Annotated in this window: 22 protein-coding genes and 1 tRNA gene; 10 read left to right on the top strand and 13 right to left on the bottom strand. The window is 67.6% G+C overall.

Annotated features, from left to right (window positions below):
- From DMB42_RS02535 to DMB42_RS02565, 7 genes are all read right to left on the bottom strand, one after another.
- Complete coding sequence (locus DMB42_RS02535) at positions 1–378, bottom strand: cytochrome c maturation protein CcmE (protein WP_125630134.1); 378 nt, start codon at positions 376–378, stop codon at positions 1–3.
- Positions 379–490: 112 nt separating this feature from the next.
- On the bottom strand, positions 491–1,252 hold the full coding sequence (gene ccsA / locus DMB42_RS02540) for a cytochrome c biogenesis protein CcsA (RefSeq protein WP_125630136.1): 762 nt from the start codon (positions 1,250–1,252) through the stop codon (positions 491–493).
- 3 nt (positions 1,253–1,255) lie between these two features.
- On the bottom strand, positions 1,256–1,927 hold the full coding sequence (locus tag DMB42_RS02545) for a heme exporter protein CcmB (protein WP_125630138.1): 672 nt from the start codon (positions 1,925–1,927) through the stop codon (positions 1,256–1,258).
- A complete protein-coding gene (gene ccmA, locus DMB42_RS02550) occupies positions 1,908–2,600 on the bottom strand; it encodes a heme ABC exporter ATP-binding protein CcmA (RefSeq protein WP_125630140.1) in 693 nt (230 codons plus the stop codon). The genes DMB42_RS02545 and ccmA overlap by 20 nt, the downstream gene beginning before the upstream one ends.
- Positions 2,600–3,448 (bottom strand): hypothetical protein, encoded by an 849-nt coding sequence (locus tag DMB42_RS02555; RefSeq protein ID WP_125630142.1) that lies wholly within the window; start codon positions 3,446–3,448, stop codon positions 2,600–2,602. The genes ccmA and DMB42_RS02555 overlap by 1 nt, the downstream gene beginning before the upstream one ends.
- A gap of 13 nt (positions 3,449–3,461) precedes the next feature.
- Positions 3,462–4,682 (bottom strand): hypothetical protein, encoded by a 1,221-nt coding sequence (locus DMB42_RS02560; protein ID WP_125630144.1) that lies wholly within the window; start codon positions 4,680–4,682, stop codon positions 3,462–3,464.
- A gap of 32 nt (positions 4,683–4,714) precedes the next feature.
- Positions 4,715–5,107, bottom strand: coding sequence for a VOC family protein (locus DMB42_RS02565; protein WP_125630146.1), 393 nt, complete (start codon positions 5,105–5,107; stop codon positions 4,715–4,717).
- A 230-nt stretch (positions 5,108–5,337) separates the two neighbouring features.
- Here DMB42_RS02565 and DMB42_RS02570 point away from each other — a divergent pair, with 230 nt between their 5' ends.
- On the top strand, positions 5,338–6,162 hold the full coding sequence (locus DMB42_RS02570; RefSeq protein ID WP_125630147.1) for an IS5 family transposase: 825 nt from the start codon (positions 5,338–5,340) through the stop codon (positions 6,160–6,162).
- A 37-nt stretch (positions 6,163–6,199) separates the two neighbouring features.
- Here the strand turns inward: DMB42_RS02570 and DMB42_RS02575 are convergent, their stop codons facing one another.
- Positions 6,200–6,970, bottom strand: a complete 771-nt coding sequence (locus DMB42_RS02575; protein WP_125630149.1) for a transposase family protein — start codon at positions 6,968–6,970, stop codon at positions 6,200–6,202.
- A 120-nt stretch (positions 6,971–7,090) separates the two neighbouring features.
- Here DMB42_RS02575 and DMB42_RS02580 point away from each other — a divergent pair, with 120 nt between their 5' ends.
- Positions 7,091–7,357 carry a tyrosine-type recombinase/integrase gene (locus tag DMB42_RS02580; RefSeq protein WP_125630151.1) on the top strand — a complete coding sequence of 89 codons (267 nt, stop codon included), beginning with the start codon at positions 7,091–7,093 and terminating at the stop codon, positions 7,355–7,357.
- 84 nt (positions 7,358–7,441) lie between these two features.
- Here the strand turns inward: DMB42_RS02580 and DMB42_RS02585 are convergent.
- Positions 7,442–7,518 (bottom strand) — tRNA-Pro (locus DMB42_RS02585).
- Positions 7,519–7,608: 90 nt separating this feature from the next.
- Here DMB42_RS02585 and DMB42_RS02590 point away from each other — a divergent pair.
- From DMB42_RS02590 to DMB42_RS02605, 4 genes are all read left to right on the top strand, one after another.
- Positions 7,609–8,037: a hypothetical protein gene (locus tag DMB42_RS02590; protein WP_229824854.1), complete on the top strand. Its 429-nt coding sequence runs from the start codon at positions 7,609–7,611 to the stop codon at positions 8,035–8,037.
- Positions 8,038–8,108: 71 nt separating this feature from the next.
- Positions 8,109–8,654 carry a hypothetical protein gene (locus DMB42_RS02595; RefSeq protein ID WP_125630153.1) on the top strand — a complete coding sequence of 182 codons (546 nt, stop codon included), beginning with the start codon at positions 8,109–8,111 and terminating at the stop codon, positions 8,652–8,654.
- A 6-nt stretch (positions 8,655–8,660) separates the two neighbouring features.
- Complete coding sequence (locus tag DMB42_RS02600; RefSeq protein WP_125630155.1) at positions 8,661–9,989, top strand: hypothetical protein; 1,329 nt, start codon at positions 8,661–8,663, stop codon at positions 9,987–9,989.
- Between the two features lie 5 nt (positions 9,990–9,994).
- Positions 9,995–10,192 carry a hypothetical protein gene (locus DMB42_RS02605; protein ID WP_125630157.1) on the top strand — a complete coding sequence of 66 codons (198 nt, stop codon included), beginning with the start codon at positions 9,995–9,997 and terminating at the stop codon, positions 10,190–10,192.
- Positions 10,193–10,484: 292 nt separating this feature from the next.
- Here the strand turns inward: DMB42_RS02605 and DMB42_RS02610 are convergent, their stop codons facing one another.
- Together DMB42_RS02610 and DMB42_RS02615 are read right to left on the bottom strand one after the other, a co-directional pair.
- The gene (locus DMB42_RS02610) at positions 10,485–10,898 is read right to left on the bottom strand and encodes an ATP-binding protein (RefSeq protein ID WP_125630159.1); all 414 of its coding nucleotides are present in this window, start codon (positions 10,896–10,898) and stop codon (positions 10,485–10,487) included.
- Positions 10,899–10,944: 46 nt separating this feature from the next.
- Positions 10,945–11,721, bottom strand: a complete 777-nt coding sequence (locus tag DMB42_RS02615) for a SigB/SigF/SigG family RNA polymerase sigma factor (RefSeq protein ID WP_125630161.1) — start codon at positions 11,719–11,721, stop codon at positions 10,945–10,947.
- Positions 11,722–11,897: 176 nt separating this feature from the next.
- Between DMB42_RS02615 and DMB42_RS02620 the strand changes: the two genes are divergently transcribed.
- Positions 11,898–12,254, top strand: coding sequence for an STAS domain-containing protein (locus DMB42_RS02620; protein WP_125631162.1), 357 nt, complete (start codon positions 11,898–11,900; stop codon positions 12,252–12,254).
- 58 nt (positions 12,255–12,312) lie between these two features.
- On the opposite strand, the gene DMB42_RS02625 is transcribed toward DMB42_RS02620, so the two are convergent.
- Entirely contained in the window at positions 12,313–13,020 is a 708-nt protein-coding gene (locus DMB42_RS02625; RefSeq protein WP_260477436.1) for an ANTAR domain-containing response regulator, read from the bottom strand.
- A 73-nt stretch (positions 13,021–13,093) separates the two neighbouring features.
- Here DMB42_RS02625 and DMB42_RS02630 point away from each other — a divergent pair, with 73 nt between their 5' ends.
- The 3 genes from DMB42_RS02630 (at position 13,094) to DMB42_RS02640 (ending at position 17,008) form a co-directional block, all read left to right on the top strand.
- A complete protein-coding gene (locus tag DMB42_RS02630; protein ID WP_260477437.1) occupies positions 13,094–14,926 on the top strand; it encodes a SpoIIE family protein phosphatase in 1,833 nt (610 codons plus the stop codon).
- A gap of 106 nt (positions 14,927–15,032) precedes the next feature.
- Positions 15,033–16,136 (top strand): glycosyltransferase, encoded by a 1,104-nt coding sequence (locus tag DMB42_RS02635; RefSeq protein WP_125630164.1) that lies wholly within the window; start codon positions 15,033–15,035, stop codon positions 16,134–16,136.
- A gap of 158 nt (positions 16,137–16,294) precedes the next feature.
- Complete coding sequence (locus DMB42_RS02640; RefSeq protein WP_185844434.1) at positions 16,295–17,008, top strand: glycoside hydrolase family 16 protein; 714 nt, start codon at positions 16,295–16,297, stop codon at positions 17,006–17,008.
- Here DMB42_RS02640 and DMB42_RS02645 read toward each other — a convergent pair.
- Positions 16,993–18,060 (bottom strand): CdaR family transcriptional regulator, encoded by a 1,068-nt coding sequence (locus DMB42_RS02645; protein WP_125630168.1) that lies wholly within the window; start codon positions 18,058–18,060, stop codon positions 16,993–16,995. The two genes, DMB42_RS02640 and DMB42_RS02645, sit on opposite strands and share 16 nt — an antisense overlap.
- Positions 18,061–18,120 lie beyond the last annotated feature (60 nt).

Here is an 18,120-nt window from a genome sequence, read left to right on the forward strand (position 1 = left end):
TCACCCCCTGCCGTCGGGGGCATAGCGGTTGCCGTGCCGTACGACAAGGGTGTCGGCATGCATCACATGGTCGCGGCCATAGACCCCCTCAACGATCGCTCCCTGGCCCGAACGGAAGATCGCTGGCACGCTGCCTTTGAAGATCACAGGAACCGTGCCGCTATCGTCCTGCAGTACGAACAGCAACTGCTCGTCCCGATGCCGCACGGAACCTGGCTGAACCTGCCCGCCGATCCGTATTTGGGTGCCTACCTCCGTGCGGCCGGATATCTGGCCAGGAGTCAGGTAATACGTGAGGCTGCCCCCCAGGCCGCGAATCAGTATCCAGCCCAACGCGCCAGCGGTGAGCAGCAGCGGCAGCACCAGACGAACTTTCATCGCCGCCTGGCTCTGGTCTCGCGGGAGCGGTCAGATGTTCGACGAATAATCGAGAGCGCATATGTCGTTATCACGCCCGCGGTTATGAGATAACCCGTCACGAGGTAGCCCATCAGTTCTTCCGTTCTGGCAAGGCGGGGATGACCACCGGCCTGACCCGCTCGATGAGTCGCCCAGGAGTATCGGTGAAAATGCGGTCTTCCATTCTGCGAAGACGCAGGCGCATGATGATCAGCCACACTGACATCACGGTGAAGGCCATGGTGGCGGCTACCAGGGTTGCCAACATCGAAGGCGCCAATGCCGGCGCTTCGGGGCGTAGTAGCGACGGTTCCTGGTGCAGGGAGCGCCACCACAGGACGGACAGATGCACCATGGGAACATCGGCAAACCCTACGATCCCCACCACGGCTGCCCACCTGTAGGAGCGAACAGGATTATCCGGAAGTCGCCTGACTGTCAAATAGGCCGAATATACGAGGAAGAGAATCAGAGTCGTCGTAAGCCTCGGGTCCCAACTCCACCAAGTGCCCCACACCGGCCGTCCCCAGAGCGCCCCGAGCGTGATCGTGAGACCGGTGAACACCACGCCTGCCTCCGCCGCGGCAGCGGCGAGTCGATCCCAATGAACCCGCTGCGTCCGCAGATAGGCGATGCTGGCTACGAACACCACAGTGAAGTTCATGTAGCCGGCCCACGCCGTGGGTACGTGCAGATACATGAGTCGCTGCACCATGCCCTGCTCCCCGTCCGCGGGCACAAGGAACAATGCGACCAGCATGGCGGCGATCACACCGGTATTCGCGACGACGGCGAGTACGCGACGCCCCGCCGCACCCGACATCCAGATCGCCGTTTGCCACAGGATCCGCACTCCTCAGTCCTCCAGAACAGACTCGAAGAGCAGTGCTCCAAGAGACCAGGCGATGAGGTCGAAGGCGGCCAGGAGGCTCAACCAGTCGCCAGGGTCCTCGCCACCGAGGGCTGCGGCGGTTCCTCGTGTCGCACCGAGCAGCATGGGGGCGGCCAGCACAAGTGCCAGCAGCGGGAAAACACCCGAACGAGTCTGCGTCGCGCTTGCGAAAGCGCCGAACAACACGCCTAGTGCACCGAGTCCAGCCGCACCCGTGAACATGACAACAGTCAATTCCAGTGGGCGAGCCATCGCCGGAAGATCAAATAGGATCACCCCGAGCAGCATCATCCCTGCCTCGAGCACGATGAGCTGTGCCGTGAGAGCGATCGCCTTACCGGTGAAAACTGCCCCCCTCGGTACCGGAGCGAGTATCAAGCCCAGCAGCGCACCGTCAGCGCACTCATTCTCAAAGGACCGCTCGGATGCGAGCACAGCTGCGAACAGCGCGCCGAGCCAGATGATCCCAGGCAGAACCTGAATGAGCATCGTTCGCCCTGGCCCGAATACGAGGCCGGATGTCACAACCAGCATGACGGCGAACGGCATGACGATCGCCATCGTGTGGCGGGCCCGCAGATCCGTTCGTAGGTCCTTGGCGGCCAACGCCGCCACGTTACGCAGATACGCCGTCATGCTTCACCTCGTCGGCCCGGCCGCTGACAGGCCCGGCTGCGATGCGTCCTCTCTCCATGTGCACCGTCCGGCTGGTCCACCCGCAGCGGCCGTCGTCGTGCGTGGCCGCCACAACCGTGCGGCCCGCATGCAACGTGGTGCGGACCATCGCGTCGACCAAGCCCTTCGCATCCTCGTCCAGACCGACGTAAGGCTCGTCGAGCAACAGCACCTCCGGCTCCCTCATCAGCGCACGGGCGAGCGCGACACGTTGCCGCATTCCCCTTGAGAATGCGCGCACCGGTTCAGTGGCCACGTCCACCAGGCCGACCTGCTCAACAGCCCACATCGCACGCGCGGGCTCTACGCCATGAAGCCGGCAGACGAATTGAAGGTTCTCCAGCGCGCTCAGATCGTCGTACAGACGGGTCTGGTGGCCGAGCAGCTCTACCCGCTCACGAACCGCCATCCGATCGCGCACAAGATCGAAACCGACCACCTGTCCTGAGCCGAAGGTAGGCGAGGCCAGCGTCGTGATGACATTGAGCAAAGTGCTCTTGCCCGCCCCGTTGGGTCCACTCACCACAACAGCTTCGCCCCGTTCGATTCGCACAGAGGCGCGGATCAGTGCAGGGACCTTGCCATACATCCGGGTGAGCTGGAACAACTCAATGGCCGGCCCGTTTGCATTCATCACCCTTGCCGTGGGGACGAACCCGCCAGCTCGATCCGCCGCTCAACGTGAAGAAATGCTTCTTCTCCGGAAATCTGCATGGCTACGTCGATCGGATGGGAGAGTGCAACCAGTCGAGCAAAAGGTTCGATGGATTCGTCCACAGAACGCAGCGAACCCGTTCTGCGCACTTCCTCGACGCTTTCGAGGGGGATGCAGTCGCAGATGCTCACCGGAGTGCCAATGGGCGGGAAGCTGGTGATACGACCATAGGCGAGCGTGCCGTGGATGGCGCGAAACGCGCCGGCGGGCGTCTCGATCAGAGCGTAAGGATTGAAGAACAGCTTCGCCGGAAACCCGCCGCGCCGGGGGCCTAGAGACTGCGCGACGCCCAGCGACGGCTGGAATACGTCAGGATACTCCCGTTTAAGAGTTTCGCCGAGTATGATCCGCACTGGGCCCAGGGCATCGACTTCTGCACGCGCGTCGAGGTTCAGGATCTGCATCCAGACCGTTTCCCGACCTTCTTGAAAGAAACCCTCCGGCCTGTTGATGAAGTCGCTCTCACGAATCGTGCTGGGCAGGGTACAACTCGCAGGGAGTGGAATCTGTACTGAATGGTCGCCACCACTTCGGTAGCGAAACGGAGCTGACCTCGAGACCGTCTGAACCGCAGGGGGCATCGTGAACATCACCGACTGCCCGGCCGCCGGCCCTTGCAGGATCTCCAGTGAGATGATGAAGTGGCTGAGAAAGCCGTCGATGCCCGCATCAGGATACGGCCCGATCTGGTCTCCCATCTGCGCAAGGAGTTCGTCGTAGTCTTCGTTGAGTTGCGCGAGTTTCGCGGATTCGTCGCCCGTGGTCATCGTTCATTTCCTTTCATGGGCTTTTGCCGAATATTCTTGCGTCGTTACTGGACGGCGGCTCTCCGAATACCTGCTCGAATGCAGCGCGCCAGTCTTCACCGAAATAAATCGGGCTGCGCGGAACCTCGTGAGGTTCATACCGCAGCTTCTTGATCAGGCGCGCAATGGCATACGAATCATCATCACTCATTCGCGAATAGAATTGCCAGAGCATGATGTGGTTGAGAGGGCGCGGCCGACCGTACTCGTCAGGTTCGGGTGATACACCTCCACGGAAGGCGCGCGTGATCTTCTCGACAGAAGTATTGCTCTGCGGCCCGCCGACACCGAACTTCGTGAGGTTGCCGGCATAGAAGACCGCATATCCTGGGTACGGAAACGTGGCCAGCCCCTTTTCGTGCACTCGCAACGGAAGGTCAGGTCCAAATCGGAAGACCCCGGTGGTCGCGTCCTTCGGGTCGCCTCCGACGAATTTCTTCAGAGTCCCACCCTCATGATGAGAGTGACACTCCGTGCATCCGACCAAGGCTGAGAGAAGGTAGTCCGCCCGTTTGGGGTCTCGGCTGCCTGGAGCTTTCTCGGGCGGGTCGCTTTTCGCTGGTTGCGGGTCGAACGGCAACACGCGATCAGGGATCTCGTGCCGCACCGGTTTCAAACTCTTCAAATAGCGGGCGAGTGCATATGCGTCATCATCGGCAAGATTCGGATAGAACGAGTGGGGCGGGAACAAGAACAGCACGCGCCCGTCTTTCGTCACTCCCGTTCGCAATGCCTTAACGATGTCAGCCTCACTCCAGCTGCCGATCCCGGTCTCGACGTCCGGAGTGATGTTCCGGCTGTAAACCACGGCATCCGAATCTTTCGTCAATCGGATGACGAAGGGAACACCGCCCGCATTGGGCCGGTCATGGTCGAGGTACTTCACCCAGTCGGGATCGGTGCGGAAATTTCTCTCACGAGCTATCTGCTTCTCGTCTGCAGGGCCAGGTGGGTCCTGCGGCACTTCAGGTGGCGTGTGGCAGGCTTCGCATGCGCCGATCGTGGCAAGATAGCGGCCGCGATTGACCATCATGTTCGCAGCCGGGCTGTGCCCGTTGTTCTCGGACGTCGGAACGTACGTCTCGTTGGCGCCATTGTCGGATGTTCTTTCCGAACACGCCACCATGGACAGTCCGACAACCGCTGAAACGATCCCGGCGGCTACCGGCAACCGGGCGCCATTCGATACGTGCACCGTGCCTCCACCTTCCAGAAGAGCGGCGAGAATCAGCCCGAGGACGGCCCATGCAAGGCGAAGGGTGCACCTTCCGGATCGAAGAGCAGGCTGTAGAAGCTGCCATCGGGCAGGGCGGTGGGGGGAACGACGACAGTCGCTCCGAGCGCTGCCGCGCGCATGGACATATCGGCCACATCATGGACTTGCACATATGGAACCCATCGGGGAACGGGATCCTGCTCCGTCACCGGCATCATCCCGCCCGCGACTCCGTCACCCACACGTATTTCCACGTAAGGCTTATCAGCAGGGCCGGTCGGTTCCAGTTCCCAATCGAACAGCTCACCGTAAAACCTCTGCGCCCCTTGCATATCGGGCGTATGCAGCTGCACATAACCGAACGCGTTCCCCACAACATGCTCCAGATGCTCTTGAGCCTCCATTATGCGTACAGCTTGACATCGAACCTCCAAGACACGTCTTCTTACGGATTGCTTTTCCGGGTGCGTGTCGGCCTGTCATAGGACTAAATCCACTCAACCAGTTACAAATCGAGTCGCCACCTCAGCTAGCGCCACGTCAGGCCCCGCCGACCTCAGAGCGTGTTTGAGAAGATCATTCATGTACGGCGTGGCGGCGTGACGACCAGCTCGTGGGCAACCAGGGTGTCCGGATGCCCCCGCAGCGCTACCCCTCGGACCTGACCGACGCCCAATGGGACCTCATCGAGCCTCTGCTTCCCGAGCCCAACAGCGGCGGTCGGCCGGAGAAGCACCCGCGCAGGGAGATCGTCAACGCCATCCTGTACGTGGTCCGGTCCGGCTGCCCGTGGCGGTACCTGCCCACGGACCTGCCTCCCTGGCAGACCGTGTACTGGTACTTCCAGCAATGGGAGCAGGCCGGGGTGACCGAGGACCTGCTGCGCGAGTTGCGCATCAAGGCCCGCCGCCAGGACGGCCGCGACGACGAGCCGTCCGCCGGCGTCATCGACTCCCAGAGCGTCAAGGGCGCCGACACCGTCGGGCGTGACAGTCGCGGCCATGACTCCGGTAAGAAGGTCAACGGCCGCAAGCGGTTCATCATCACCGACACCACCGGCCTGCTGGTCACCGTCGCGGTGATGGCCGCGAGCCGGCAGGACCGGGACGGCGCCATGACCGCCCTGCTGTCGGCGTATCTGACCACCCCGATCCGGCACATCGTCGCCGACCAGGGGTTTGCCGGCCGGCTGGTGGACCGGGTCCGCGACACCCTGCGTACAACGTTGGAGATCGTCCGCAAGCCCGCTGATCAGCGAGGCTTCAGCGTCATCGCACGGCGTTGGGTGGTAGAGAGGACGCCGGCTTGGCTGACCGCCTGTCGCCGTCTGGCCCGCGACTACGAACGAGACCCGAAGGTCTCCGAGGCCGTCATCCGCTGGGCTGCCATCGCCGGTATGGCCCGCCGTCTCACCTGCACGGGCCCCGCTCGGCGACAGGCCAGAATCGTCTGCGACTGACGGAGATCACCAATCTCAAACACTCACTGAGGCCTTTTCATCCTCGGGCGAACTCGTAGTTCTGCAGGACGGCGATCGCCTTGCAGAGCTTGCCCGCTTTGTGGGGGCAGCAGCGGAGCTTGCGGAGGATGCGCCAGCTCTTGAGCTGGGCGTTGGCGCGTTCGCCAGGTCCGCGTAGCCGAGCGTGGGAGCGGTTGGCCGTCTTCTGGGAGGCGGGCTTGTCACGTCCCTTGTATGGCGTGGCGACCGGGCCTTCGGCGCCTTGGTATCCCTTGTCGGCCAGGGTGAGGATGCCGGCCTGTTCCAGCGCGCGCAGGATGCCCCAGATGCGGGCGGCGGTCAGGTCGTGCGTGCTGCCCGGCAGTGACCCGGAGGTCCAGATGATCGTGCCGTCTGGAGAGGCGATGACCTGGATGTTCATCCCGTGCGTGCGATGCTTGGCCGAGTAGTACGGCCGATCGGCGCGCACGCGGTCGGTGTGGACCAGCATGCCGTCCAGCACCAGGTAGTGCAGGCCATCTCGATCGGCGCTGCGTAAGGCGTGGCGGAGCTTGGGGGCACGGGCCCGCAGCAGACCGATGGTCTCCTCGACGTAGCGCCAGGCGGTGGCCGCCGAGACGCCGAACCCGGCGCCGAGTTCGGTGAATGTCTCGCCTTTGCGCAGGTAGACCAGCACCAGCAGGGCTTGCTGGGCGGGGTTGAGCCGCCGCCAGGTGGAACGGATGGCCTTGCGGTGGCTGCGGATGATCCCGGCCACGTAGTTCAGCATTGAGCGCGACAAATCGACGGCAGCGCGATAGAAAAGCATCCGAGCCCCTGGTGGTGACGGTGTTGATTGTGGTGATCCACCCGTCTACCAGGGGTTCTCTGCGTCTTCAGGGTGAACTCCGACTCGCGATCATGCTGTGATCAGCAGTCTCCGCCAAGGATGAAAACAGCTCACTGGTACGTCCGGCGCGAATTCAAGAAGATAACAACGGCCGCAGGCATCGGAGAGGATTGGTGCCCGCGCGAACTGCGGCACAGTTTCATGTCGCTGCTGTCCGCTCACAGGGTGGCGAGTGAAGAGATCGCTCGCCTCGTTGGTCACTCGTCAACGCATGTGACGGAGACCGTGTACCGGCAGGAGATCCGACCGGCGCTGACAGACGGCGCCGTGGTGATGGACGAGATCTTCAAGTCGCGAGCCGGGTAGAGCAGTGGCTCCCCGTTTGGCTCCTTAAGATCCGAAAAGGGGCACCAGAGAACCTCTGGCACCCCTAACCGACCAGCTAAAACCTGGTCGGGACGACAGGATTTGAACCTGCGACCCCTTGACCCCCAGTCAAGTGCGCTACCAAGCTGCGCTACGTCCCGGTTGTGTCGGCCGCCCCCTGCGGGGCGGGACGTCATAACCTTAGCGCACATCGGAGGTAGGCGCGTACACGGAAAGCGGGAGCGGAGGGCGTGGTGGGGCGGAGGCCGAGCGTTGATCGGGCGGAGCTGGCGCGGCTGGTGGCCGACGGGATGAGTGTGCAGGAGCTGGCCGGTCATTTCGGGGTTTCGGAGTCGGGGGTGCTTCAGGCCAAGCGGGCCGCGGGGCTGGCCAAGCCGATGCTGGACCACAGCGTGGCCGTACCGTGGAAGCTGGCGCGTGAGCACGCGCAGTCCGGGCCGGCGACGAACCTGCGGAACCTGTCGGCGGCGGCGCAGGGGAAGCCGCCGGCGGCCGAGCGGTTGAATACGGCTTTGCGCTGGGCTCAGCGGCTCGTGGACGCGGGGCTCGACGTGCGGTACGACGCGGCCGAGGGGTTCAGTGAGGTCCCGGCGCCACCTGCGGGCTCACACGTCGCGACGGTGCTGGAGGCCGCCAGGAAAGGGCTTGCAGCTCACTGAGTACGCGAGTTTCGACAACCCTGATCGTGGGCAGTCGCAGGTCTCGTTACTGAGACCGGAGGCGAACATCAATGACCACCTTCATCTGGGTGGCCGTCGTCGTGGTCGCGGTGGTGGCGCTCGCCGCAGTGGGCTTTGTCGTGCTACAGCAGCAACGCCGCAGCCGTCTCCGCGAACGTTTCGGCCCTGAGTACGAACGTACGGTGGCCGAGAGTGACAACCGGCGCGAGGCCGAGCGGGAGCTCATCGCCCGCGAGCAGCGCCATTCCGAGCTCGACATCCGGCCGTTGCCGGAGGAGACGCGCGACACCTACGCCAACCGGTGGACCGAGGTCCAGGAGCGTTTCGTCGACGCGCCCGGGTTCGCGGTGACCGAGGCGGACCAGCTCGTCACCTCCGTCATGGCGGAACGGGGTTACCCCACGGACGACTTCGAGCAGCGGCTGTCCGATCTGTCGGTCGGACACGCGGCCACTCTCGACCACTACAGGAAGGCCCACGAGATCAGCGGGCGGGCGGCCAGGAAGGAAGCCTCGACCGAGGAGCTCCGGCAGGCCATGGTGCACTACCGCGCGTTGTTCGAGGAACTGCTGCACGAGACCACGCGAGGGCGGTGAACGTAGATGCGCAACAGCAGAAGCGAGGACGAGCTCAAGGTCCCGTCGCAGCGGTCGGACGAGACGCGCGGGGACGAGGACAAGGATCTCATCGGCGAGACCGGTGATGAGTACGAGGACCGGGATCCGAGGGCGCGTGCCCCGAGAGCGCGCGACCCGAGGGCGCGCGAGGAGGCGGGTTCCGGACAGGTCCGGCACGATGACGGCCGGCACGATGACGGCCGGTTCGGCCCGGACGACCGCACGGACAGCACGGCTGGCGCGGGTGACACGGCTGGCACGGGCGATTACGGCGGCACGCGCCATGGCGAAGGCGTGGCCCAAAGCGAGGGCTCGGTCCATGGCGAGGGCCTGGCCCATGGCGAAGGCGTGGGCCGTAGCGAGGGCCTGGGCGAAGGCGTGAGCCGTAGTGAGGGTCTGGGCGAAGGTGCGGGCCGTGGTGCGTTCGGGCGGCGTGACGAGATCGCCCACGCCCCGGCAGCCCATGGGTACGCTGCCACGGCGCCCGGCGAGGACGACGACGAGCCGCCCTACAAGGACCCGTACGCGAGCACCGGCCCCGCCGGCGACCTGCCGGCCGACCCGGAACGCGACACCCCCTTGGGACGCGGGGCCGAACGGGACCGCGACCCCGACCCGGCCCACACCGGCATCCCCGCCGACGAGGCGCCCGGATACGAGACCTCCCGGGACACCCTGCCCGGAACCACACCCCACCCCGGCGAACACCCCGAAGACAAACTGGTGCACAGCGGACGGTCCATCGACGACCAGTCTCACGGCGGATGGGCAACCGGCGAACAGCCCTACGGCGGACGGACCGCCGACGAAGACCCCCACGACGGACCGGCCAACGACGGACGGGCCGATGACGGGCTGGCTCACAACGAGCCGACGGAAGGCGGGCTGACGGATCCCGGGCCGGCGGATCACGAGCTAACGGATCCCGGGCTGACGGATAGCGGGCTGACGGATAGCGGGCGGGCTGCTGAAAAGGGTCCCGCCGACGACGTCCCCTCTCATGCGGCCCCTCTGGAGGTCGGCCTGTTCGACCAGGATCCGGCCCAGGTGCAGGCCCGCTGGCGCGACCTGCAGGCGTCCTTCGTCGACGACCCCGCCGAGGCGATCCAGCACGCCGACGGCCTGGTGGGCGAGGTGGTGGAGTCGCTCACCAGCTCCCTGACCTCCCGTACCGACGCCCTGCGCGAACGCTGGAAGGACGTGGACTCCCCCGACACCGAGGACCTGCGGCAGGCGTTCCGCGACTACCGGAACGTCCTGGAGCGGCTGCTCGCGCTGTCCACGCACGGTTCGTCCCAGGAAACGAGGAGGTGATCTAGATGCTCGCAATCGTCGCTGCGATCATCTTCGGGCTGGGTTTCCTGCTCGACCTGGTGAACGTGAAGATCCCCGGCGGGTTCTCCGGCATGACGTTCGTGCTGCTCGGGCTGACCCTGCTGGCCCTGCATCAGGCGGGGGTCGGTACGGCGGGCATCCGCTCCGGCTACAGCAACTGGCGCGGACGGTCCCGCCGCTAGAAGAGGCAACCCCAGAGGCGGCAGCCCCCAGGTGGAGCGGGAACGACGGGTAGAACGAGAACGACGATCGGGCGGGAGGCTGTCAGGCCTCCCGCCCGATCCGCCAATCCACCGATCCGCCGGTCCACCGATCCGCTGATCCGCCGCAGCAGGCCGCGACAAGCCCCAGATACGCCTCGGAAACGCCCCGATACGCGCACCACCGTCCCCCGGTAAGCACGCAACACCTGGAGCCAGCCACCCCAAGCACCAGAACGGGCCAAACAACCACCAAAAGCCCAGAGCGAACAGCTCAGCTCTTGCCGGGGAACCGCATGATCACTGTGCTCCCCCCGCTCCCCACCCGCAACGTGAAATCGGAGGAGAGCAGCCGCGCCACCCACAACCCCATGCCCCCCACCGCCCCCGGCAGGGGACCCGGCTTCCAGGCGCCCTCGTCGTGCACCTCGACCACCAGGTCCCCGTCCACCGTCCAGGTCCGCAGGGCCCCCCGGCCGGCCCCGTGCGTGACCGCGTTGGTCGCCACCTCGTTGACCGCGATGACGAAGTCGCCGACGGCCTCCTCCGGCATGCCGGTGGCGCGGGCCTCGTCCTCGGCGAACTGCCGCACCTCCGGCAGATCCGGCAGGCGGAAGCGCAGCTCCTTCACGGGCACGCCGGGTGGCGGGCTCGTGTAGCCCGACTGAGGCTCTACGTCCTCGTTCACCCGGCGACTCGCCTTCTCTCACTGACCGATCACTGACCGATTTTTCTCACTGACCGACCAGCAGCTCACTGCGGAGCTGGTCGAGTACCTTACGAAGAATCCGTGACACGTGCATCTGCGAGATGCCGAACTCGGCGGCGATCTCGGCCTGCGTCATGTTGCCGAAGAAGCGCAGCAGCAGGATGTGCTTCTCGCGGCTGGGAAGCGCGTCGATGAGCGGTTTGACGGCCTCGCGGTCGACCATGGTGCTCAGTGTGTCGTCGTCCTCGGGGATGACGTCGCCGAGCGAGGCCGCGTCGTCGTCGGTGCCGAGCGGCGCGTCGAGCGACAGCGTGCTGTACGCGGCCGAGGCGTCGAGGGTGAGCAGGACGTCTTCCTCCGAGATGTTCATCTTCGCCGCGAGCTCGGCCACGGTCGGCGACCGGCCGAGGTCCTGGCTGAGGTCCGCGACGAGCCTGTTGAGCTCGGACCGGCGCTCCTGGTAGAGGCGCGGCACCCGGATGGCCCAGGTGCGGTCGCGGAAGTGCCGCTTGACCTCACCGGTCATCGTGACGACCGCGTAGCCCCTGAAGGCGTGGCCGAGAGTCGGGTCGAAGCCGTTGACGGCCTTCATCAGGCCGACGTACGCGGCCTGGAGGAGGTCCTCCAGGGGTTCGCCCCGGTAGCGGTAGCGCCTCGCGATCTCCATGGCCAGCGGCCGGTGCATCTCCACGATGCGCTCGCGCAGCCGTTCCCTGTGGTTGTCGGGTGTGCCTTCCCTGGCCATCTCGGCCAGGAGCTCTTCCGCTGACATCTCCTCGAGGACGTATTCCTGCACAGCCATCGCTGCTCCTCATATGGGTCGCAGGGCGGCCTCCGCCAGCAGGAAAAGCCCAGGCAGAGGCACGCCTCGCTCTACTCTCGAGACGAAAGCCCTCTGCTGGACTTCGGATCCAGTGTCCCCCCTGCCGCGGGAAGTATTCCTCGGTCGCGTGGTGACAGTAGGGTTGCTTCGTGACAATGCCCGAAAACGGCGAAGGGCCCGTGGCCGCCCTGAGCCTGACGTCGTCGACCGTCGGCGAGATCACGGTCGTCAAGGTCGACGGCGTGCTCGACGCCACGACGCGTGAGCAGTTCGCCGACTACCTGTCGCTGGCCGGAGCCGATCTGATACTCGATCTGGCCGGGGTCACGTTCATGGATTCGCGCGCGCTCGGGCTGATCGTCCATCACTGGCAGACGAGCCTGGCCTCGAGTGCGAAGTTCGCGCTGGTCGGCGTGGAGTACTCGAAGTCGAAGGTGATGTGGATCACCGGGCTGGCCCAGCGCCTGCCGCTGTACGACACGCTCGACGACGCACTGGCCGCCATCGGCTGAGGAATGAGGCCGGGGTCGGGGTCGGGGTCGGGGCTCGCACAAGGGCCCACGCCCGGTGTCAGGGGCGACGCGTCGACTTGCGCTGGTGTTCCTCGACGAGGAGTCTGGCCAGATCGGCCACCTTGACCTGATGGTGCTGCGAGATCCTGCGCAGCTCCTCGAAGGCGGCCTCGGCGGTGCACCCGCTGGTCTGCATGATGATGCCCTTGGCCTGGTCGATGACCGAGCGCCCGGCCAGGGCCTCCTGGAGCTGGGCGGCGTCGGTGCGTACCTCCTCGAACTCCCACATGTTCGCCACGGCCACCCCGACCTGCTCGGTCAGCATCTCGGCCAGCGAATGAGCGGCCTGCGGGGAGAAGGCACCCGGCCGTACCGAGTAAAGTCCGACGAGGAGTTGCGCGGGCGCCACCTCGATGGGCACGACCAGCACCGAGCGCACCCCCCAGCGGGTCGCCAGTGCGTCGTAGCGGGGCCAGCGGTTGTCGCTCAGCACGTCGCTCACGCTGGCGCGGGCGCCGGTCTTCCGAGCTTCGACGGAGGGGCCCTCGCCGAGCTCGCGCTCGCCCTCGACGAGCATGATCAGCTCGCTGTGCGAGCCGGAGACCAGCACCCGCTGGTCGCGCCAGTGTTCGGCCGAGCCGCCCGAGCAGCCGGGCACCCCGGCCGCCAGCGCGGTGGTCAGACCGCGCAACACGCTCTCCGTGGAGGTGTCCTCGCCCAGCCGCCCCAGCGCCGCCAGGTCTCGGGCGAGCCCGGGAGTGATCATCGCCGTCGATTCCATAGCAAGAAGCCCCTACCCCTTATGGCTACCGTTATCCCCGGTGGCGTAGCGTCAAAGGATGACCATGCCGGACCTCGAACACGCTCTGGACGCGCTGGCGGGACGCGTGTCGTCCTTGCGTGAGGCGAGGACGGCCTACCCTACCGACCTCGCGCCCACGCTCGACGCCGCCCTGGCCGAACTGGACACCGCCGCCGAGTTGCTCGCCGAGGCGCGCGAGGCGTTGCGCAAGGCGCCCAAGCGCGCCTCCGGCAAGAAGGACGGCACGCAGCGGGAGCTGAAGCTGCTGCGCCAGGTGTTCCGGGCCTTCCCGGTGCCGGTCATCGTGCTCGACGGCGGCGGGGTGGTCCGGCGGATCAACCCGGAGACCTCGCGGGTGCTCGGCAGCCCCGACGGCTACCTGGTCGGGCGGTCGTTCCCGCTGCTGGTGGACGTCTCCAGGCGGGCGGCGTTCCGTTCGCACCTGAACTCGGTGTTGCAGACCGGGCAGCCGTCGGCGTTCGAGACGCGGCTGGCGCACCAGGGCCGGACGCACACCGTGCAGCTCGCGCTGACGCGGGTGACGATGCCGGGCGAGCCGCAGCAGATGGTGGCGGCCGTGGCGCTGCCCACCGAGGTGCAGCTGCCCGAGCCGGGGGCGCGGCGGCCCGAGCAGTCCGACGGGGCGCTGCTGCTGGCGGCGTCCAGGCGGCAGGACCTGCTGGCCAAGATCGGGGCGCTGCTGCTGGACGAGGACGCGCTGCTGCGGCCGGTGGCGTTGCCGCGGACCACGCGGCTGCTGGCGGCCGAGTGGGCCGACTGGGTGATCGCCGACATGGTGCGTGACGGGCTGCCGCGGCGTTCGGTGGTGGTGGCGCCCAAGAACCATCCGCTGGGCGAGCTGGTGCGCCAGGTGGAGTCGGCCGACCCGGCCGGCAGCCAGGTGGTGGTGCAGGTGCTGGAGCGCGGCTCGGGCGTGGTGCACGAGATGGTCGACGACGAGTCGCTGCTCGGCTACTGCGCCGACGGGCCGCTGCTGACCGTGATGGGCGCGGGCTCGCTGCTGTCGGTGCCGATCGGCAACTCCGACGGGGTGCTCACGCTGGTCCGTACGCACGACCGGCAGCCGTTCTCGCTGGCCGACCTCGGTGTGCTCCAGGACGTGGGGATGCAGCTCGGCCTGGCCGTACGCGCCCAGTCGAGCTTCCAGAGCCGCTCACGGGCCGCCGACGCGCTGTCGGCCAGCGTGGCCCCGCGCAACCTGCCCGACGTGCCCGGCTACGAGGCGTCGGCCGTCTACCATCCGGGCTCGTCGGTGGGCGCCGAGTTCTACGACGTGTTCCCGGTCGCGGGCGGCTGGGGGTTCGCGCTGGGCGGCGCGGCGGGCAAGGGCGAGGAGGCGGCCTCGGTCAGCGCCATGGTACGCGGCGGGCTACGGGTGCTCAGCACCTGGGAGTCCCATCCCGACCTGGTCATGCGCAAGGTCAACCAGGCCCTGGTCGCGCAGGGCACGGGCATGTTCGTGATGGCCGTGGCGGGGTTCGTCAAGGGTCGTACGATCCTGTTGTCCTCGGCCGGTCACCATCCGGCGGCGTTGTTGCAGCCCGACGGCAACGTGCGTTTCGCGGCGGGCGGCGGCGTGCCGCTCGGCATCTCCCCCGAGGCCGAGACGGATGTGCAGGAGCTGACGGTCTCCGTCGGGGAGACGCTGGTGCTCTACTCCGAGGGCCTGATCTCCTCCAGGAACGACTCCGGCGAGCCGTACGGCGAGGAGCGGCTGGCCGACGTGCTGGGACGCTGCGCGGGGCAGGCCCCGGCCACCGTGGTCAAGGCGGTGGAGGCCGACCGGCACGCCTTCTCCGGCGGCCAGGTGTGGGACGAGATCGTGGTTCTCGCCCTCCGAGGTGTCTGATCTGCGAGGGTTTGCGAACCAGTCAAACATGGGTATTGTCGTTCCGTAGAACAACGTGCCTAAGACGCAGGCACACCTTGAAGGCTTTTCCACGCTGAGGTGTGCCATGAATATTGCGATCGTCGCGTCCGCCAAGGGAAACCAGCATCACCGTATCCTCGCCGTAGCGCGCGAGCTGGGCCGCGAACACCACGTCACCATCTACTCCCGCCGTGACGACGCCGAGGGCAAGCCCAAGACGCGGGTGGCCCCGGGTGTCACTTTGGAGCAGATCGACGTGGGCCCGGCCAAGAGCCTGACGCCCGACGACGTCGTGCCGTACCTCAACGACGTCGGCGAGCACCTCATGAAGCGGTGGAACCAGGAGCGGCCGGACGTGATCCACGCTCACTCGTGGACCGGGGGGCTCGTCGCGGTGGCGGGCGCCAAGGGGTTGGACGTGCCGGTCATGCAGACCTTCCACACCGTGGACGCCACGCACCAGAAGCTGGAGCGGGCGCTCGGGCGCAGGGCCAAGGCGGTCATCGCCGGCTCGGGCGACGAGGAGTCGGCGCTGATCAGGCTGGGCGTGCCGCGCGGCAACATCGCCATCGTGCCGTACGGGGTGGACACCGAGCGGTTCCAGCGGCGCGGCGCGATCGCCACCAAGGGCACCCGCAAGCGGCTGCTGCACGTGGGCCCGCTGTCGCCCGAGCGCGGGGCGTACACGGCGGTGCGGTCGTTGCAGGGGCTGACCGACGTCGAACTGCTCATCGCGGGCGGCCCCGAGCCCGAGGACCTGGACCAGGACCGGGACGCGCGCCGGCTGCGCGCGCTGGCCGAGCAGCTCGGCGTCGCCGACCGGGTGACGCTGCTCGGGCAGGTCAAGCGGGCCTCGGTGCCGAAGCTGATGCGCAGCGCCGACGCCGTGGTCTCGGTGCCGCGCGAGGCCGTGACGGGGATCGTCGCGCTGGAGGCCATGGCCTGCGGCGTACCGGTGATCGCCTCGTCCGTGGGCGCCCACCTCGACTCCGTGATCGACGGCGTGACCGGCCTGCTGGTCCCGCCGGACCGGCCGGCCCGCACCGCGCGGCTGGCCCGTGAGCTTCTGTGCGACCCGACGCTGCGCACCGCGCTCGGGTACGCCGGCGCCGACCGGGCCCGTTCGCGCTACTCCTGGGAGCGCGTCAGCCAGGAGCTGGTCCGCGTGTACGAGTCGGCCTGCGCCTGACACAGGCGGCGAGGGGCGGGCGGCGGGGGCCGTCCGCCTTTCGGCGTTCCAGGGGCCCTTGCCATCGATCCAGGGGCCCTTGCCACCGATCCAAGGGCCCTTGTCACCGTTTCGGGGGCCCTTGTTACCGGAGTGACGTCTTTGCTTCGATGGTCGGCATGTCTACACGCGGTTCGATCCTGGCGGCGGCGGCGCTCCTCACGGCCCTCGCCCTCCCCCAGAGCGCACAGGCGGAGACGTGGGGCACGCCCGTCCTCGTCGAGAACTTCGACGGTTCCTCCGTCGACACGAGCAGATGGATGGTCTACCACTCGCCGGACGCGGAGCGGAACCCCCGTACGGGGAAGGCCGCGACGGTCGCCGGCGGGATGCTGCGCCTCAAGGGCGGCCGGTACGGCGGCAAGGACCTGTCCGGCGGCGTGGCCACCAGGCTCGCCCAGCGGTACGGCCGGTGGGAGGTCAGGTTCAGGGCCGAGGCGGGCAACGGGTACACGCCGGTGGCGTTGTTGTGGCCGACCGCGCAGGGCGAGGGCGACGGCTACGCCGAGGTCGACTTCGCCGAGATCGTCGACCCCCGGCGGCAGGGCGGCCGGATCTTCGTGCACGGCGGGCGCGGGCGCGCGCAGCGGCAGCTCCGGGCCGACTTCACCCGCTGGCACACGGTCGCGGTGGACCGGCTGCCCGGCAGGCTGACGTTCTGGCTGGACGGCCGGAAGGTGTGGGACTACCGGGGCGCGTACGTGCCGGACGGCGGCAAAATGGGCCTCGCGCTGCAGAACGACGTGGTCTGCGAGCCGCGCTGCCGCGACTCCTCCACCCCGGCGACGGTGTCGATGTACGTGGACTGGGTGAAGGTCTACCGGCTGTCCTGAGGCAGCAGCCTGGCCGCCTTCAGCCCGAGGTGCACGGTCAGCCGGTCGTCGCCGTCGGACAGGTCGCGGTGCAGGAGGCGTTCGGCCTTGCCCAGGCGGTAGTAGAGGGTCTGGCGGTGGATGCCCAGCTCGGCGGCCGTCTTCTGGGCGTGGCCGCCGAGGTCGAGGTAGGCCTCGAGGGTCTGGGCCAGCTCGGGGTCCAGCGCGCCGGTCTCGGCGGCCAGCTCGTGCAGGTCGGAGCGGCCGAGCCGGGCCAGCAGGCGGTGGACGCCGAGGTCCGGCCAGCGGGCGATGGGGGCGTGCCGGGGGAAGTGCTCGGCGATGCGCAGCGCCTGGCGGGCCTCGCGCCAGCTCTGCCAGGCGTCGGCCGGGTCGTTCCTGGGTGCGCCGATGCCGGCGGCGGTGCCGTACGCGCTCTGGAGGGTCTGGGCGACCTCCCCGGCCAGGTGGGCGGGGGCGAGCAGGGCGACGGGCGAGCCGGTACGGGCCAGCACGCCGCGCGGGAGCGTCCAGAGGGCGGCCACCCGCTCGCTCGACTCGCGTACGGCGACGGCGGTGACCGGGCCGGGCACCTCGATGGAGGCCGCGGCGCGTTCCTCGGGGTCGGCGGAGAACAGGGCGAGCAGGCCGCGTCCGAGGTCCTGGCGGCTCCTGGCCTCCTGGGCGAGCGCGGCGGCGGCCCTGGCGACCAGCGGCGCGACGCCGCGCAGGGCGTCGTCGGTGAGGCTGCCGGAGTCGAGCAGCCACAGGTAGCCGTAGGTGACCTCGCCGTGCCGCAGCGGCCAGCAGACCCGGGCCAGCACCTTGAGCTCGGCGTCGGCCGGGATCCGGACCGGGCCGCCGGCCCTGGCGATGCCGTAGCGTTCGAAGTAGTCGCGCACCTCGCCGGTGGCGCGCCGGCGCAGGATGGACTCCTGGCGGACCGTGTCGATGTCGCCGTGCTGGGCGCCGTAGGCGAGCAGGCGGAACGAGCGGTCCTCCAGCGTCGCGGACGCCCCCAGCGTGGCGGCGATCTCGTCGACGATCTCCTGAAGGTCTGAGGTGTTGTGCATTTGTATGACAGCCTGCCACATCGCTCGTTACGCGCGTTCATGGCCCCTTCTGACCTGGGG

Origin of the sequence: Nonomuraea sp. WAC 01424 (assembly GCF_003947315.1) — a bacterium.
Lineage (GTDB): Bacteria > Actinomycetota > Actinomycetes > Streptosporangiales > Streptosporangiaceae > Nonomuraea > Nonomuraea spiralis.

Coding starts and splice junctions, on each gene's coding strand:
- DMB42_RS02630 (WP_260477437.1), top strand. CDS start 13,094: ATGACCATGCCGGACCTCGAACACGCTCTGGACGCGCTGGCGGGACGC.
- DMB42_RS02615 (WP_125630161.1), bottom strand. CDS start 11,721: ATGGCTGTGCAGGAATACGTCCTCGAGGAGATGTCAGCGGAAGAGCTC.
- DMB42_RS02600 (WP_125630155.1), top strand. CDS start 8,661: ATGCGCAACAGCAGAAGCGAGGACGAGCTCAAGGTCCCGTCGCAGCGG.
- DMB42_RS02580 (WP_125630151.1), top strand. CDS start 7,091: ATGAAAACAGCTCACTGGTACGTCCGGCGCGAATTCAAGAAGATAACA.
- DMB42_RS02620 (WP_125631162.1), top strand. CDS start 11,898: ATGCCCGAAAACGGCGAAGGGCCCGTGGCCGCCCTGAGCCTGACGTCG.
- ccmA (WP_125630140.1), bottom strand. CDS start 2,600: ATGAATGCAAACGGGCCGGCCATTGAGTTGTTCCAGCTCACCCGGATG.
- DMB42_RS02605 (WP_125630157.1), top strand. CDS start 9,995: ATGCTCGCAATCGTCGCTGCGATCATCTTCGGGCTGGGTTTCCTGCTC.
- DMB42_RS02565 (WP_125630146.1), bottom strand. CDS start 5,107: ATGGAGGCTCAAGAGCATCTGGAGCATGTTGTGGGGAACGCGTTCGGT.
- DMB42_RS02645 (WP_125630168.1), bottom strand. CDS start 18,060: ATGCACAACACCTCAGACCTTCAGGAGATCGTCGACGAGATCGCCGCC.
- DMB42_RS02575 (WP_125630149.1), bottom strand. CDS start 6,970: ATGCTTTTCTATCGCGCTGCCGTCGATTTGTCGCGCTCAATGCTGAAC.
- DMB42_RS02625 (WP_260477436.1), bottom strand. CDS start 13,020: ATGATCACTCCCGGGCTCGCCCGAGACCTGGCGGCGCTGGGGCGGCTG.
- DMB42_RS02640 (WP_185844434.1), top strand. CDS start 16,295: ATGTCTACACGCGGTTCGATCCTGGCGGCGGCGGCGCTCCTCACGGCC.
- DMB42_RS02555 (WP_125630142.1), bottom strand. CDS start 3,448: ATGACCACGGGCGACGAATCCGCGAAACTCGCGCAACTCAACGAAGAC.
- DMB42_RS02595 (WP_125630153.1), top strand. CDS start 8,109: ATGACCACCTTCATCTGGGTGGCCGTCGTCGTGGTCGCGGTGGTGGCG.
- DMB42_RS02535 (WP_125630134.1), bottom strand. CDS start 378: ATGAAAGTTCGTCTGGTGCTGCCGCTGCTGCTCACCGCTGGCGCGTTG.
- DMB42_RS02570 (WP_125630147.1), top strand. CDS start 5,338: ATGCCCCCGCAGCGCTACCCCTCGGACCTGACCGACGCCCAATGGGAC.
- DMB42_RS02545 (WP_125630138.1), bottom strand. CDS start 1,927: ATGACGGCGTATCTGCGTAACGTGGCGGCGTTGGCCGCCAAGGACCTA.
- DMB42_RS02635 (WP_125630164.1), top strand. CDS start 15,033: ATGAATATTGCGATCGTCGCGTCCGCCAAGGGAAACCAGCATCACCGT.